The organism is Scytonema hankhaensis NUACC26 (assembly GCF_045865695.1).
Classification (GTDB): Bacteria; Cyanobacteriota; Cyanobacteriia; order Cyanobacteriales; family Nostocaceae; genus Scytonema.
On the sequence record NZ_BAACAP010000241.1, the window covers coordinates 102,357 to 117,947 of the forward strand.

Below are 15,591 nucleotides of genomic sequence, written 5' to 3' on the forward strand. Positions count from 1 at the left end.
ACTATTAACCACTAACCATTAACCACTAACCAAATATGGAATTTGCTAAACGTTTACAACCCTTACAATCTAATGTATTTCTTGATATGGACAGAGCGAAAGCAAAAGCTTTGGCTTCTGGACAGCAATTGATTGATTTGTCACTAGGGTCTTCTGATTTACCAGTAGCAGATCATATCATACAAGCAATTACCACTACCCTACACGATCCAAGCACTCACGGCTACTTGCTTTTTCATGGAACTCAAGGGTTTCGTCAAGTAGCAGCAAACTGGTACGAGCAAAGATTTGGTATCCCCGTCAATGCGGAAACTGAAGTTTTACCCCTAATCGGTTCCCAAGAAGGAACAGGTCATTTTCCTTTAGCAGTTCTCAACCCAGGAGATTTTGCCCTATTACTCGATCCAGGCTACCCGTCACATATGGGAGGAGTTCACCTCGCCAACGGTCAAATCTACACAATGCCATTGCGGGAAGAAAACGGTTTTTTACCCGTGTTCGCGGATATTCCCACTCCTGTTTTAGAACAGTCACGACTTATGGTGTTGAGCTACCCTCACAATCCTACGACTGCGATCGCACCTCTGTCTTTCTTTAAAGAAGCTGTTGCATTCTGTCAGCAACACAACTTGGTTTTGGTTCACGATTTCCCTTACGTAGATTTGGTGTATGAGGATAATAGGGACTGGGGACTAGGGACTGGGGATTTGGATTGGTCCCAATCGCCAATCGCCAATCGCCAATCGCCAATCGCCAATCGCCAATCCCCAACCCCATCAATTTTCCAAGCCGATACAGACAAAAGCGTCTCAATAGAATTTTTTACCCTTTCCAAGTCATACAATATGGGCGGCTTCCGTATTGGTTTTGCTATTGGTAATAGTGAATTAATCGGAGCTTTGCGTCGAATAAAAGCTTTTCTTGATTTTAATCAGTATCAAGGCATTTTGAATGGTGCCATAGCAGCCCTCACTGGTCCTCAAACGGGAGTCAAAGCAACTGTTGAAACCTTCCGCAAACGCCGAGATGGCTTTATTAGTGCTTTACACCAAATTGGCTGGGATGTTCCTACTCCTAGCGCCACAATGTATGTTTGGGCTAAGTTACCAGAAGCTTGGAGGAAAAATTCTGTAGAATTCTGTACCCAATTGGTGCAACAAACAGGAGTCGCCGTTTCACCAGGTGCAGGCTTTGGTAAATCTGGAGAAGGGTATGTTCGTTTTGCTTTGGTACATGATGTACCTGTTTTACAAACTGCTGTTCAAAGAATTTCTCATTTTCTATAGTAAATTTACCAAGGCTTTATTAGGATTTAATGATAAGTTTACGAAATCTATTCTTTGTTTTCCGTGAAGTCAAGTTAAACTACTGAAATATTACTTAAGTAATCTGTTGCTTTCATACCTGAATCAAATGCTAATTGTCAAACACACAATTGGCATTTGATTGGGGCAGCCTGTTTACGAAAAGTAGGGGGAATAGATTTAGAATGAGTATGGCGAACAGTCTTAAAAAATTTGCGAGCTTCGCGTCGATAACATTATTCTTTTACGGGCTTGCTACGACTTCGGTACAAGCTCAAGTAAGCCAAGACGATCCATACGCATTTACGTACACCACAACTTTGGTGCCGTCGCTCGATCGCGCTGAAAATCAGAGAAGAAGAGTACCAGAACCATCAGCACTGTTGGGGCTAATGACAGTCTTTGGTTTGTTTGCAACGCAACGCCAATTGATGAAAAGAGGCAAAAGTCACTCCAGCGTCAAAACCGAAAAGGCAGAAAATTAGTACTTGTACCAAACCTGTTTAGAAACTGACTTTCCAACAATTGTCAATCATGGTAGGGGCGCAAGGCATTGCGCCCCTACAAATGCTATAAAACTATCCCGAAAAAGAACAGTTGTTAGCCGTTTACAGTGACTCAAAATCCCTAAATCTAACAAGAGCGTTAAATATATAACATTTAATATATCCAAAATAAGAATTTTTACGTAGTAAGTTACCATGAAAGGCGTTATATTTTTAGCTAGAGTTTACATAGACTCTACAGTAACTTAACCTATTTCGTCTCCCAGTTTCATAGACTGAATATGTACTGTGGGTGATGACCAGGGGCAACCTAAACTATCGTGTTTTGAAAAAGAAGCGGTAGTAAAGAAAACTCAAACCTGTAGTCAAACCAGCTAAACCTTAAAAAGGGGTACTGTATAAAACTAAACCCCATAATTGATGGAGACATAAAATGAGAACGCTTATTAACAAATTTGTGATTGGTGCATCAATAGCTGCAGGTGTAAGTGCGATCGCAACCTCCCCAGCATTTGCCGGAAGTTTGACTAACGCTAGCATTGGAGGAACAGCTGCCAATGACTACTATGTTTATGGTGTTAAAGATGGTAAAACAACCCAAATTACAAGTAATCTTAGCAATGTTAAAAAAGTTTTAGATGGTGATGCTACAAGCCCCACAGGAAACGTGGAGTTGAGAGCTAGCAGTGAAAAAGCCGGATTTGATTTCACCAAGAATACTGAGTTAAAAGGGCTAATAGGTGGTAGAGACATAACTCTGAGCAGCTTGACAAAGGCTGATTGGGAAAGCAAAGACTCTCAAGGAATAACCTTAGCTAAAAGGTGGTTTGATGGCGCGTTGGGAGCAAATGGATTTGGGTCTCTGCTGAATTTGTCAGCACCAGTGGCTCCAACAAAGCCACAGAACATGACACAAGCTCAATTTTTTAACAGTCCTGCATACAAAGCATACGCTAAGGCACTAACTGCATACACTGTATCTAGTACTGCATACAATGGGGCTTGGGGTATGTTTAATACTGACCAAGGTCTCGCAAGATTCAGTGACCCCAATATCTCCTACGTCAACCAAGATGATACTGGCTTAATTAAGATTGGGCTAGCAGGACATTATGATGCTACCTCTTTGTTATTTGGTAGTCTTGACCAAACACTTATCAATAGCTTGCGCGACCCTAACAAAGTAGGTAAACCCATCCAAGCTAGTGAAATTGTCAAGTACACCTATGACGGCAAAACTGATTATCTTTACAGTTTCAGTGCCACAGACTCTAAACTTATATCCGATGATGGCACCAAATCCCACAACGGCAACTACGAAGTTAGCATCCAAGGTAAGCCCCCTGTAAAAACCCCAGAACCCTCTGTCATGCTTGGTATGTTAGTAGTTGGTGGAGTATTCGCCACACAACGTAAGTTGAAAAAAGCGTAATCATCGTCAAGATGACAGTTGCAAACTAAAAATTAAATAGGGGAGCGAAATAGCTCCTTTTCATTCTCTGTATTTTTTCGATCTCCCCTATTTCTCTACGTCTTTACATCATTACAGTGGATTGAAGTATTAGTGGCTTACTCTAAGTAGATTTATAAAGGAGTTTCCAGCAATTTAGACAGCGATCGCAACATTCAAGGTTTTTTAGCAAAAATTCAATTAATCTTAATGTTTTTATAAAATTTTTATTGTAAGATGATGCTAATAACATCATCTTTATTTTTGCCTTTAAATCTTAAAAGTAACATAAATAAAAATTTTGTCATCCGTTTGAATACGTAGATGTACAATCTTGAAGAGCGTAAATTGTGGTAATCATTTTTAACTCCTTACCTAAAAGATAAGTAGAAATGGTGGCAAAGTTACTTTCTGGAAAGCGGAAACGGCAATCTCGACAAACTCGACGAATTTTGCTTATTGAAGACAATGACGTTAATAGAATGTTGCTAAGTGATTATCTGGGCTACCACGGGTATCAAGTCCAAAGCTTAGCTGGAGCCTCTAATTTTTTTTCAACAGTAGCTGAATTTCAACCAGAGTTAATTTTATTAGACTTAAAATTACCAGATATTGATGGTTTTGTGCTGCTAGAACAAATCCAGCAGCAACCACAGTTAGCTAATATTCCTGTTATCATAGTTTCAGCTTTTGCTTTTCGAGCCGATCGCGAAAAAGCAATGAAACTAGGAGCACGTCGCTATTTTGTTAAACCTATCAATCTTTCACATTTCATACGAGAAATTCAAGAAGAATTGGCGTGTCTTAGTACATAAATTTAGATACTCATTTCATATTTCCTGTGATTTTTGCTCGCTTATAAACTCCTCAACAAATTGACTGATACTTTGTACGGAACTGCCAATCTGAGAAATTTGGCTTTGAACTTGTTCCAAGAGCAAAATCGCTGTTTGCAGTTCATTTAACGTTCGATCCATAGTAACTCGATACTGGGATTCAAATTCTTGTATGTTCACTTCTTATCTTTTTACCCATATTCTAAATGTTACGATCTGAATTATAGCTAAGCTTTGATAGGAGATAAATCCGTCGATATTCTTAATATATAAGGCTCTATTTTTAATCCGAACTATTCCTGATTTTGACGATCGTTACATAATAATTTTACAGTAAAATAATATTATGGGGTGGACAATGCTCATCACAAGCTTCATACGCTCGGCAATACTCAACGCTATTCCTGTCAACGCGGGTTTCTCGCGCACGAGGGGAACGTCCTTACACATAATTCAAATTCAAAAACGATACCCGTAGCTTAATCATTTATTAAAGCTGACTTCAAGAGAAAAAATTTGAAATTCCGAAAACAATCCAAGTAATCTTACTTAAAATAGAGATAAGTAGGTCGGCAATCAAAAATAAATGTAGCAATCCTATCTAATTTGTGAAAAAACCTAAGTAAGGTGGGCAATGCCCACCCTACATATAGTGAAAAAACCTGAGTAAGGTGGGCAATGCCCACCCTACATATAGTACAAATACTAGAACGTATTAGTTGTGACAGCATCCGCTCAAACAGTATCACTTGTTAAAGATCCAGAACGTCTGGAAAACCGTCTAAAAGAAATTCCTCCAGAACCGGGAGTCTATTTGATGCGGGACGGTAGCGATCGCATTATATATATAGGAAAGTCGCGAAAGCTGCGATCGCGAGTTCGTTCTTACTTTCGAGAATCACAAAGATTAAGCGAACGTATTGCGACTATGGTAAAGCAGGTGACAGAGATAGAATTCATTGTCACCGATACAGAAACTGAAGCCTTAGCTTTAGAAGCCAACCTGATCAAGCAGCACCAGCCGTACTTCAACGTTCTGCTGAAAGACGATAAAAAATATCCCTATGTTTGTATCACCTGGTCAGAAGACTATCCGCGTATTTTCATTACCCGCAAACGCCAACTCGGTAAAGAAAAAGATAAATTTTATGGACCTTATACAGATTCTCGTTTATTGCGGGAAATACTGCGCTTGTGCAAGCGAATTTTTCCTCTAAGACAGCGCCCCCAACCGCTATTTAAAGATCGTCCGTGCTTAAACTACGATTTAGGTCGGTGTCCGGGTGTGTGTCAGCAGATGATTTCATCAGAGGAATATCGCAAAACTGTTCAAAAAGTCGCTATGGTATTTCAAGGTCGGTCTAGCGAACTCATAGAGACACTGACAGAACAAATGCACAAAGCGTCAGAAGCGCTGAATTTTGAGTCAGCAGCACGTATCCGCGACCAAATTTCTGGGTTAAAGTCACTGAGTGCAGATCAAAAAGTATCCTTACCAGATGATACTGTGTCACGGGATGCCATTGCTTTAGCAGCAGACGAACATCACGCCTGCATTCAATTATTCCAGATTCGAGCCGGACAGTTAGTAGGGCGCTTGGCATTTGTTGCGGAAGTAGGGGCGCAAGGCGTTGCGTCCTCTCCCCAATTTGAACCGGGAGCAATATTGCAACGGGTTCTTGAGGAACATTATCAAACGGCTGATTCAGTAGAAATCCCTACAGAAATTTTGGTACAGTACGATCTGCCAGATAGCGAAATACTGTCAGATGTTTTAACTCAAAGAAAGGGACGAAAAGTATCCATTTTGACTCCTCAACGCCAAGTTAAGGCAGAGTTAATTGAGATGGTAGAGCGCAATGCTCAATATGAATTGCAAAGAATGCAAAAATTGAGCGATCGCAATAATGAAGCGATGCAAGATTTAGCGACTATTCTCGATCTACCCGACTTACCTCATCGGATAGAAGGCTACGATATTTCCCACATCCAAGGGTCTAATGCTGTCGCCTCCCAAGTTGTATTTATCGATGGAATACCAGCAAAGCAACATTATCGCCATTACAAGATTAAAAACCCAACAGTTACAGTAGGACACTCAGATGATTTTGCCAGTCTAGCCGAAGTGATTCAACGTCGGTTCCGCAAGTACGGAGAAGATCCGCAATTACCGCGTGAAGGAAATCCTGATTGGCCCGACCTCATTATGATAGATGGAGGTAAAGGTCAATTGTCTTCTGTTGTCGCTGTTCTGCAAGAGATGAATTTATTGGAAGACTTGCGAGTGGTGAGTTTGGCAAAACGTCGGGAAGAGATTTTTTTACCAGGCGAGTCGCAACCCTTAGAAACCGATCCGGAACAGTCTGGAGTGCAACTTTTACGAAGATTGCGGGACGAGGCGCATAGGTTTGCAGTGAGTTTTCACCGACAGCAGCGAAGCGATAAGTTAAAGCGATCGCGTTTAGATGAAATTCCCGGTTTGGGACATCATCGTCAAAAGCAACTGTTGGGACATTTTCGCTCAGTGGATTACATTCGGCAAGCTACACCCGCACAAATTGCTGAAGTTCCCGGTATTGGTCCGCGTTTAGCTCAAGAAATTTACGATTATTTCCATCCTTAAGCAGTGACCAGTGACCAATGACCAGTGACCAGTGACCAGTGACCAGTGACCGGTTAGCAGTGACCAGTGACCAGTGACCAGTGACCGGTTAGAAGTGACCAGTGACCAGTGACCAGTGACCAGTTAGTAATTATAAAAAAAGCGATGGGTAGTAGATAATTGAGAACATCTCATTATCTACTACCCATTACCCATTACCCATTACCCATTACTTACCATCAGATTAGCAAACATTGCTAGTACGGTTAATGCGCGTAATTGGAATTTTTTATTAAATTTTATCTAAAAAAGGTTTATTTTTTATTCTAACCGTCTGTTATCTTCTTTTCTTAAATTGACATAACTAAATATTAATTAAAAATAAAATTAACCTTTAGTTAGTAAAAATAACGATAGATTATGCTATAAAATCATACTTTTTAAATATGCAAATAAGTAGAGAGCATCTTGCCCGCCACTAATCCGCACAACCTCTTGTGGTGTCAGCGTCTTGCATGCTATTAATCCGTACAACTTCTTGTGGTGTCAGCATCTTGCATGCTATTAATCCGTACAACTTCTTGTGGTGTCAGCATCTTGCATGCTATTAGTCCGTACAACTTCTTGTGGTGTCAGCATCTTGCATGCTATTAATCCGTACAACTTCTTGTGGTGTCAGCATCTTGCCCGCCACTAATCCGCACAACCTCTTGTGGTGCTTTGCATCTTGCCCGCTATTAATATTAGGACGGGCGAGGACGCCCATCCCACAAGATAAATCATTGCCTATCACAAGATGAAGCAAACCCACTCTACTACCTGTATCTCTACAAGCAAATAGGATTCCAACAGATGTAATTGTAGTGACAGACTTATATTAACAAATACAAATAGCTCAAACGGCAAATAGATGAATCTCAAAGTATAAGCCATTGGGATCGCCGATATCTAGACAATACGTTTCTTTAAAGATTTGATTTATATATCTAAAGTTGGATAGCAGATAACATAAAGATAAGGATAATAAACTAATATCAATGATAGTAAGCACTGAAGTTTGTGTTAAATTAGGCAATGAATTACTTCGCTTTTTGAATTTTTGTAAATCTCTTCGATTGCACGGATTTAATGGGCATTTTTTATCAAAATTTATGATAATCAGGGGTTATTAAGATGCAACTGGTAGAAAAAACGTTAGGAAGAACTGTAGAAAGAACGGTGCAAAAAATTCGCTGCCCAAACTGTGGCAGCGAAGGAGAGAGGCACTATATTTTTCACAGTCAACAAACGCGCACCCAATGCCCAACCTGTGACTACTTGTTGGTCAGTTGTATGCGTACTAGCAAAGTCATTGAGGCATACGCCCCCGGCATTTTTGCTAGAACTTAACCTGTTAGTGGTTAGTGGTTAGTTGGTCACTGGTCACTGGTCACTGGTCACTGGTCACTGGTCACTGGTCACTGTTCTTCGCAACTGTCCGCAAGCAGCATCAGCTTCGAGACCACGAGAGTAACGAACACTTACCGCAATTCGTTGCTGAGTGAGGACGTTGGCAAAAGCTTGTATTCGCTTTTCACTGGGGCGTTTGTAATCAGCTTCTTGAATGGGGTTGTAAGGAATTAAGTTGACATGACTTTGGAATCCGCGCAGGTGATGCGCTAACTCCATTGCGTGTTCTGGTAAGTCATTCACTCCAGCTAGGAGAATATATTCAAAAGTGACGCGCCGTCCAGTGATTTTTACGTATTCTCGACATTCTGCTAACAAATCATCTATAGAATAAGAATGAGCGCTAGGAATGAGTTGTTCCCTTAATGCTTGGTTGGAAGCGTGAAGACTTACTGCCAAAGTAACTTGCAAGTGGTGTTGGGCAAGTTGATGAATGCGCGAGCGAATGCCAACTGTTGAGACTGTTAGGTTTCTCTGTCCGATGCCCACATCTTGGTTTAAGGATTTAATGGCTCCTAAAACATTATCGGTATTGAGGAGTGGTTCTCCCATACCCATGAATACCACATGACTAACCCGTTGCTGGAAATCTTCTTGAACTGTCAGCACCTGGTCTACAATTTCATGCCGTGCCAAGTTGCGCTTGTATCCTCCTTTACCAGTAGCGCAAAAATCACACGCCATTGGGCAACCGACTTGACTGGAAACACAAACAGTTAAACGTTTATCTGTGGGGATACCGACACATTCTATAATTTGACCATCTGTAAGTTTTAAAAGATATTTGACTGTGCGATCGGGGGCAACAGAACGATAGTGTATTGTTGAACGCCCAATGGGAACTTCGGCAACTTCTGCACGCCATTGCTTGGGAAAGACAGAGATATCATAGAGCGATCGCACTCCCTTGTGATAGATCCAGTCGTGCAGTTGCTTTCCTCGATAAGCGGGTTGTCCCTGCTCCTGCACCCAAGCAGTTAATTCCTCCAGACTTGCTCCGACAAGAGGGGGAATAGAGATAGAAGGTTGTTGTGGAGTAGTGTCTGTAGCAGAGGAAAGTACAGAGACGGACTTAGCAGACATGATAATTATGAATACGCCTTAAAACTCTATGTTAGGCGATCGCTGTTGCAATTGTTGGAATTTGTTCCTAAGGAAATTCAACTTTTGTTAGGGACTTCCAAATAAAAAAATATTCAATTTTCTCTTTTGGTAAGGGCTAGAAGCTCGCCACTAGCATGATACGGGCGTCCTCGCCCGTACCACAAGATGGACAATGTATTTTTTGGAAATCCCTACAGTCAACCCGTCTATGACTTTTTCTTAGCAGCCGCAGAAATTGGTAACTGCAAATTCTGCTCGTAGACGAACTGGTTGCGAATTTGTATTTCCCGTTCGGGCAAAGAATCGTTGGGATTGAGGGAATCTTGAGTAGAAACCCGTAAAGTGTAGAAACCAACAGGAACACCATCAAGGCGATAGAGACCAAAGTTATCGGTCATAGCAGATAAAACACGTGCGCCAGCACCATTGATAAGTTCTACTTTTACTTGTGAGACTGGTTGACCTGCAATATCAGTAACACGTCCGGCTACACCAAACTCTGGTCTGATAGGGAAATCTAAACTTGTGACAGCAGAAGTTGCTACTTGAACGACCGCAGAAGTTTTCATGACAGAAAGTTCTACTGGTAATTCTTCAGGTTCGAGTTGAATGATGTAAATACCTTCTGGTAAATTACCAACAAAGAAATTACCTTTAGAGTCAGTTCTTGTGGAGCCGACATTTTTGTTGCGGTTATCATAAACTTGAACAACAGTTCCACTTAAGTTAAAGTTCTTGTTTTCTCCCTCAACAACGAGTCGTCCAGCAATTGCACCACGATCTTTTCCAATACCACTGTAGTTAGCAGGAGCAACTCTTCCGCCACCAAAAGATAAATCAGATATCAAAGAGAGAGTTAGGCGATCGTCACCAAATCCACTAATACCACTTTTTACTCTCGTGGGAATGCCTTGATATTCTACTCTAGCAAGTAAACCTGGAAGAACTTGTAAACTAGCTCCGGCAATTGGTCCTACTTCTCCATCACTGTATGCAAGCCCTAAATTCCAGCTGAGTTGATTGAGGCGTGTGGGATTTTGACCAACACTAACGGAGTAACGAGGTGCTAAATCACCACCAAATTCAGTCCCAAAAGATAGTTGATAATCACGACCAAAATTATAGCTTAAATCTGAGATATAAGCATTACCATAAGTATTAAAAGATAACCTTGTTGCACTATTTGGCTGATAAAAAGCATTAAACAAGTACTTACCATCAATATCTGGTCTACCACTTAAAGAGACGGTAGAGAAAGGTCGAGCATAAAAGGACGGTAAAATATAGTTAGCAGAACTTAGATCGTCCTGACGATTGCGAGCAATAAATCCCAGGCTATACTTGTTATTGAAGTTATATTTTACTTCTAAACTGTGGTTAAAGTTCTCGGTTTTGTTTCTACCTAGTCTAAATCCTTGTGGAAGTGATTGAGAATTAGCGTTGATTTCTAGTTTCTTTAACTGAATATCTAAGTCAGCTGTATAACCAATTTTATCACTCGAACTTCCTATACTGGTAGATAAGATAACTGGATTTGCTAAACGCCAGATTAATCCTGCTTGTGTTTGTAGTGCGCTAGGAGCAGCTTGTACCGAACCTTCAAGAGTTAGATTATTAGAAAGTCCTTGTCTGAGTTGATAAAAACCAACTAAATTGCCTTTGTCTGGGTTATCGGAATTTTCAAACAAGTAATCTTGGGCTAAATTTCCGTTGAATCCAATACCAGCTAATTGTACGTTTCCTCCTGATGGTAATAATAAATCAGAAGAATTCAGCCTTACAGAGCGAATTTCTCTAGGGACGCGGAAATTATTGCGATCGTAAATCAAAACTTCAACTTGATTGCTTTGACCGACAGGCAAATTAACATCAATAAATTCATACTGTCCATTAAATCCTACCTGCTGTTGGGCAATAATAACCCCATCAACTCTCAGTTGTACAAAACTAGCTGCGGGAACTATGCCGCGAAATGTTTGTACGGCTCTAGAACGTCTGGGCAAAAGTTCATTTGCACTGTAAGTCGAACTAAATGCCTCCGGAGGTAAATTGCTGTAACCAACTTGAAATCCTGTTAAATCAAGTCCATTCAGAAGAGGATGTATTCCTACTTGTTGCCGACCGACTTGAAAGCGGAATTGACCACTACGTTTGTAAAAAAAGTATTCAGAAAGATCTGGTCGCTCCTCAAAGGTGTTATCCAAACGTGCTCGCCATGACCATCCCAATAGTCTACCACCTAAAAGGGTAGAACTGCGTAAACTTGTATCTCCACCATCTCTATAAAGATTTAACTCTTGCCTTAAATTTGAAATGAGGCTACTTGGAGGTATAAATTCTGGTTTAAGTTCCTCAGCTTGTGATTGATTTTGCCTATTTCCTCCGCGCCAAGGTAGATCGGTTAACAAAGTTAAATCGCCAGTGTTTAGTTCAACAGATATTTTTAACTCTTCTTGAAGTGCAGCAGCAGTAATATAGGTAATACCATTAATTTGTTTAAGAGCTAAAGATGATAATTGAACAACCCCTAAGGGAGTTTTCACTTTAATTGCATCGCTCGTTTCTTCAATAGAGAATCCAGCAATATCTCCAAAGTTTTCCAAAGGGATGAGAAGAGTGTTACCTTCTTGAATAAGATCTAAAGCACCAACCTCGCGTCCATTGATAATTACCCCAACGACAAAAGGTTCACCAGGTGCTCTGGCTAATTGAAGAGTAGAGGAAGTAGTAGCATTTTGTGTCTCAGAAGGACTGACTGTTGAAGTGGTTATTTTTGAAGAATCGGGAATTTTAGGTTGAATTGTACTATCAATAGTTTGTTTAAGCGTGTCAGGTAAAGAAACGTTAATAAGTTCCTGTACTGCTACTAAGATAGTCCCTATAGTATTTTCCTGAGCGATCCGATCTAAGGTGCTAATCAACTTCTGAGAATCGGTTTGTTGACTCGAATTGGTATTAATTTGGGGTACTGTATCTACTTTGCTAAGAGGTGCTGCTTTTTGGTTGTTGTGAGTGACAACCTCAGAAGAAGTTTGTTGTGGCGTTGAGCTAGCTATTTGTTGAGAATTATTTGTCTTTGTTACAACAGTATCGTTAGTATCTTGAAAAGACTGAGGTAAAGACAAAATTATGAGATTTTGCACGGCCGCCAAAATTTGACCAACAGTATTTTTCTCAGCAATCTTTTGTAAAGCACTCGTCAACTGCTGAGGATTTGGTTGTTCGCTAGAACCTGTATTGACTGTAGCAGAAGATACTGTGTTGGGTGAAGAGGTTGAACTATCAATGGTAGGCGGGTTAAGTAAAGTAGGCTGTGTCAGATTTGGGGAAAACCCTTTTGCTAGCTTTTGTTGCCGAAGGCGTAACTGTAAATTCAAATTATTGAGCTTTTTCTGCTGAGGCGTACAACTTACAGTTTTTCCTTCTAACTTAGCTGTGGTAGTTTTCAGCACACTGTCAACTTGTTCCGATAGTTGAGTTTGTAACGATTTACAAACTAATGATTGTGCTGTTGCTCTGCTAGCAATACCACTGTTTTGTGTCGGAGCTTTTGTTATTTGAGCAGAGTTCAAAGTATTTTCTGTAGATGCTTTGCCAGTTTCATGTCCTGGCGGTACAGTCATAACAATTGGTGGGGGTGCAGGTAATAAAGCTAGGTAGAGCATAAGCACAAAATTCCTATAACCAGCGCAGATATAGGCTGTTAACTACAGTTAATAAAGATTCATGATGTAAAAATTTTTAGCAGCAAATTAACTCAGGAGTAATGTCACATCAACATACCCTGAAAATTAAGGTTGTTTGCAGCAGTAAAAGTTAAAGTTACTTTCGAGTTGTAGAAGCTGTAGGCTTTATTGTGGGTTGAGTCGTACCGACTTTACCAGGAACTGTAAAGGGAATTCCTTTATCAATTGCTACTCCACTTATATTGCCATTGATATCTAAGACATAATTACCAGGCGGTAATTTTTTACTGAGTGGTAGCAACAATAAACGTCGGTCGCCTGCCAATACAGGAGGTAATTGTATATCTGCTACCTCTAATATGTTGTCTGGAAGTTTTGCTTTGGAATTGTCTAAAGACATGAGTTTTGTTGCTGAGGCTCCCGGATAACTAGCTGCAGACCATACTGCATACTGACCGTTTAACCGCACGTGAGCATTGCCAGAACTAGAAATATCAAATGCCGCAGTTACGCCATTTGTTTTAGCATCTACATTCACTGAGTTAACAACACCGACTCTTTTAACATCTCCAGCATAACCATAGATGACAACACCCACACGACCAACAGTAACGACCTTTTGATTGTCTTCGTTTTTAGGAATTTCTTCAATATAGAGAACAGCCCGGTGTTCTCCAGAGGTAGGTTTGACTTTAGGACGAATGGCAAACCGAACAGTTTGAGCGTGACGTGGTGGAATAGTAAATCTAGCAGGGGTAAAAACCATCCACTGATCCAAAGACTGCTCGTTAGATTCCGTGACTTCTAAGCGATTATCTTGACCCATCTTCCAAGTATGAACGTAAGCTTTTAATTCAACAGGCTCGGAAGATAAGTTTATAATATTAATTGCTTGAGTTCGGTTTTTGCCATTAATTTCTACTTCAATTCGAGGCGGACTAACGCCAATTTCAATAGCACTAGCACTAGATGTACCTATGGCTAATAACCCAAGTATACTTAACAATATATTTCTTGATATATTAAACACTTTCACTTTGAATTCCTCACACCTTAAATAGAAATTAATATAACTCTAGAATTATAGAATTGTATGTTTTTACAGGCATTCGTTACTGTCTTGGCGGCTTATACATACCTTCAGTTGTCCAAAGTATTCGCCCTTTCCAATAGTTGATAAATTATTGATTGTCAATCTAACGCCTCCCTCTACTACGGTAGTTTGGTTATCTCCAGGGCAAGATGACTGAGTAATTCCTAAAGATTCGGCTTTACTTGCGTTATTAAAGGGATTAAGTTTGTCACTTGTTGGTATCAAAGTATATTTAGCTTTTAAAGAACTGACATCTTCTGTTTTAACTCGCATTCTCCAAAGAAGTGATATTTCGCGAGTGGTGCTTGAATTATATATGAATGAAGGACTAGCAAGTAGCTCTTGTTGAGTTGTTGCAAACCCTTTTTCACTGACTAATAAATCTAACGGCTTCAATGCAATAGTAGGACTTGAACTAAACGATAACTCATAAGAATCAACTGGACAACTTGGAGGTGCTGAGTCTGCTAAAGCTTGTGGTTGAGGTAAAGCCAGAAGAACTGCAATAACAACCACATATTTTTTAAGTTTGCGCTGACAATTCATATCTCAATCTCTGGGATTTTGTAATTTTTTGCACAAAGTTAACTATGGTTGATATAGATTTGGTATTTAAATTTCCAAATTATGGCTTTAGCATTACCTTGTACATAAACGATTCTGGAAGCAAGCAGAGTGCTTGCACCAGAATCATCCCTAACTTAGGTTAGGGAACTACAACAGCTTCTACTTTCAGCTGACCACCGGTATAAGTACCAGATGAAATTGCTGTTGCACTAGTTAATGTCAGATCTACAGTTCCAACTTTTGGTGAGTCAGGAGCAAGGGTTCCTGTACTGTTAGTCAGGTTTGCAACTGACATGGTAAGAGTTTTGGTTCCATTATTCGCCAATGTTTGTGTCAAAGTTGGTACAACAGGTGTAACTTTGACTTCATATTTTGTGCCAGTGTTACCCCAAACAGCAAAAATATCTTGGATGGTTTTTGTATATGTGGCACTGCTTCCACCATTGAGACTAGCAGGTGCAGTTTTGATTAGAGTCGCATTACCATTTGTTGTTTGATTAGCATCATCAGCGTTAAAATCCTTGTCTTTTGCTCCCAAATCTCCCTGAGTAATCTTCAAATCGATTGTTTTGAATGTACGTAGATAGATAATAGGATCGACAGTTGCTTTAACTTCGATCGTTTGCTCAACAGCATCCGCAGGTATAGCAGAAAGGGTACTGCCCAAAACGGCAACAGCAGCAGTCAATATGCCCAAAACTTTTTTCATTTTAAAGTTTGCTCCTCGTGGTAGATTGTGTCAATTTTGTAAGTTTGATGAACTCTCGTTTCCTTACACATCCAAATAAATTGGATTTCAATAATGATTGTTTAATAGAAATTCCCTGGTAAGCCCGAGAGTGGATTGAAGAATGAAATTAAAAGATTATTTACAAAAGCCTTACACTTCACCTCCTATTTGAAAATTTCATAAGTTCATAGAAAACACTTTTTTTAGACTATCATTCTTTAATTTATGAATTTGTAGGTTCGGACAGTTTGCTTATTGCTACAA

General features: G+C 40.1%; 13 protein-coding genes. 6 read left to right on the top strand and 7 right to left on the bottom strand.

Going from position 1 to position 15,591, the window contains the following annotated elements; all coding sequences use genetic code 11:
• The first annotated feature begins 35 nt into the window (after positions 1 to 35).
• The 4 genes from ACKTT2_RS40960 to ACKTT2_RS40975 all read left to right on the top strand — a co-directional run bounded on the left by ACKTT2_RS40960 (position 36) and on the right by ACKTT2_RS40975 (position 4,075).
• On the top strand, positions 36 to 1,286 hold the full coding sequence (locus ACKTT2_RS40960; RefSeq protein ID WP_407897324.1) for an LL-diaminopimelate aminotransferase: 1,251 nt from the start codon (positions 36 to 38) through the stop codon (positions 1,284 to 1,286).
• A 209-nt stretch (positions 1,287 to 1,495) separates the two neighbouring features.
• Entirely contained in the window at positions 1,496 to 1,789 is a 294-nt protein-coding gene (locus ACKTT2_RS40965; RefSeq protein WP_407897326.1) for a PEP-CTERM sorting domain-containing protein, read from the top strand.
• Positions 1,790 to 2,243: 454 nt separating this feature from the next.
• Positions 2,244 to 3,242 (top strand): NF038130 family PEP-CTERM protein, encoded by a 999-nt coding sequence (locus ACKTT2_RS40970; RefSeq protein WP_407897328.1) that lies wholly within the window; start codon positions 2,244 to 2,246, stop codon positions 3,240 to 3,242.
• Positions 3,243 to 3,652: 410 nt separating this feature from the next.
• Positions 3,653 to 4,075 carry a response regulator gene (locus ACKTT2_RS40975; RefSeq protein WP_407897330.1) on the top strand — a complete coding sequence of 141 codons (423 nt, stop codon included), beginning with the start codon at positions 3,653 to 3,655 and terminating at the stop codon, positions 4,073 to 4,075.
• Positions 4,076 to 4,090: 15 nt separating this feature from the next.
• Here the strand turns inward: ACKTT2_RS40975 and ACKTT2_RS40980 are convergent, their stop codons facing one another.
• Positions 4,091 to 4,237 (bottom strand): hypothetical protein, encoded by a 147-nt coding sequence (locus tag ACKTT2_RS40980; RefSeq protein WP_407897332.1) that lies wholly within the window; start codon positions 4,235 to 4,237, stop codon positions 4,091 to 4,093.
• Positions 4,238 to 4,817: 580 nt separating this feature from the next.
• On the opposite strand from ACKTT2_RS40980, the gene uvrC reads away from it, so the two are divergent.
• On the top strand, positions 4,818 to 6,719 hold the full coding sequence (uvrC, locus tag ACKTT2_RS40985; protein WP_407897334.1) for an excinuclease ABC subunit UvrC: 1,902 nt from the start codon (positions 4,818 to 4,820) through the stop codon (positions 6,717 to 6,719).
• A gap of 586 nt (positions 6,720 to 7,305) precedes the next feature.
• Here uvrC and ACKTT2_RS40990 read toward each other — a convergent pair.
• The gene (locus ACKTT2_RS40990; protein ID WP_407897336.1) at positions 7,306 to 7,503 is read right to left on the bottom strand and encodes a hypothetical protein; all 198 of its coding nucleotides are present in this window, start codon (positions 7,501 to 7,503) and stop codon (positions 7,306 to 7,308) included.
• A 368-nt stretch (positions 7,504 to 7,871) separates the two neighbouring features.
• On the opposite strand from ACKTT2_RS40990, the gene ACKTT2_RS40995 reads away from it, so the two are divergent.
• Positions 7,872 to 8,087, top strand: a complete 216-nt coding sequence (locus ACKTT2_RS40995; protein WP_407897338.1) for a replication restart DNA helicase PriA — start codon at positions 7,872 to 7,874, stop codon at positions 8,085 to 8,087.
• Positions 8,088 to 8,141: 54 nt separating this feature from the next.
• On the opposite strand, the gene rlmN is transcribed toward ACKTT2_RS40995, so the two are convergent.
• The 5 genes from rlmN to ACKTT2_RS41020 form a co-directional block, all read right to left on the bottom strand.
• A complete protein-coding gene (gene rlmN / locus ACKTT2_RS41000; RefSeq protein ID WP_407897340.1) occupies positions 8,142 to 9,230 on the bottom strand; it encodes a dual-specificity RNA methyltransferase RlmN in 1,089 nt (362 codons plus the stop codon).
• 227 nt (positions 9,231 to 9,457) lie between these two features.
• Positions 9,458 to 12,916: a carboxypeptidase regulatory-like domain-containing protein gene (locus ACKTT2_RS41005; RefSeq protein ID WP_407897342.1), complete on the bottom strand. Its 3,459-nt coding sequence runs from the start codon at positions 12,914 to 12,916 to the stop codon at positions 9,458 to 9,460.
• Between the two features lie 157 nt (positions 12,917 to 13,073).
• Positions 13,074 to 13,973, bottom strand: a complete 900-nt coding sequence (locus tag ACKTT2_RS41010; protein ID WP_407897344.1) for a fimbrial biogenesis chaperone — start codon at positions 13,971 to 13,973, stop codon at positions 13,074 to 13,076.
• Positions 13,974 to 14,036: 63 nt separating this feature from the next.
• Complete coding sequence (locus tag ACKTT2_RS41015; RefSeq protein WP_407897346.1) at positions 14,037 to 14,576, bottom strand: hypothetical protein; 540 nt, start codon at positions 14,574 to 14,576, stop codon at positions 14,037 to 14,039.
• Positions 14,577 to 14,736: 160 nt separating this feature from the next.
• Complete coding sequence (locus ACKTT2_RS41020) at positions 14,737 to 15,306, bottom strand: hypothetical protein (protein ID WP_407897348.1); 570 nt, start codon at positions 15,304 to 15,306, stop codon at positions 14,737 to 14,739.
• Positions 15,307 to 15,591 lie beyond the last annotated feature (285 nt).

Bases quoted from the DNA above. Each gene is read 5' to 3' on its own strand.
- ACKTT2_RS40980 (WP_407897332.1), bottom strand. From the start codon at position 4,237: ATGGATCGAACGTTAAATGAACTGCAAACAGCGATTTTGCTCTTGGAA.
- ACKTT2_RS40960 (WP_407897324.1), top strand. From the start codon at position 36: ATGGAATTTGCTAAACGTTTACAACCCTTACAATCTAATGTATTTCTT.
- rlmN (WP_407897340.1), bottom strand. From the start codon at position 9,230: ATGTCTGCTAAGTCCGTCTCTGTACTTTCCTCTGCTACAGACACTACT.
- ACKTT2_RS41005 (WP_407897342.1), bottom strand. From the start codon at position 12,916: ATGCTCTACCTAGCTTTATTACCTGCACCCCCACCAATTGTTATGACT.
- ACKTT2_RS40970 (WP_407897328.1), top strand. From the start codon at position 2,244: ATGAGAACGCTTATTAACAAATTTGTGATTGGTGCATCAATAGCTGCA.
- ACKTT2_RS40965 (WP_407897326.1), top strand. From the start codon at position 1,496: ATGGCGAACAGTCTTAAAAAATTTGCGAGCTTCGCGTCGATAACATTA.
- ACKTT2_RS41015 (WP_407897346.1), bottom strand. From the start codon at position 14,576: ATGAATTGTCAGCGCAAACTTAAAAAATATGTGGTTGTTATTGCAGTT.
- ACKTT2_RS41020 (WP_407897348.1), bottom strand. From the start codon at position 15,306: ATGAAAAAAGTTTTGGGCATATTGACTGCTGCTGTTGCCGTTTTGGGC.
- ACKTT2_RS40975 (WP_407897330.1), top strand. From the start codon at position 3,653: ATGGTGGCAAAGTTACTTTCTGGAAAGCGGAAACGGCAATCTCGACAA.
- ACKTT2_RS40995 (WP_407897338.1), top strand. From the start codon at position 7,872: ATGCAACTGGTAGAAAAAACGTTAGGAAGAACTGTAGAAAGAACGGTG.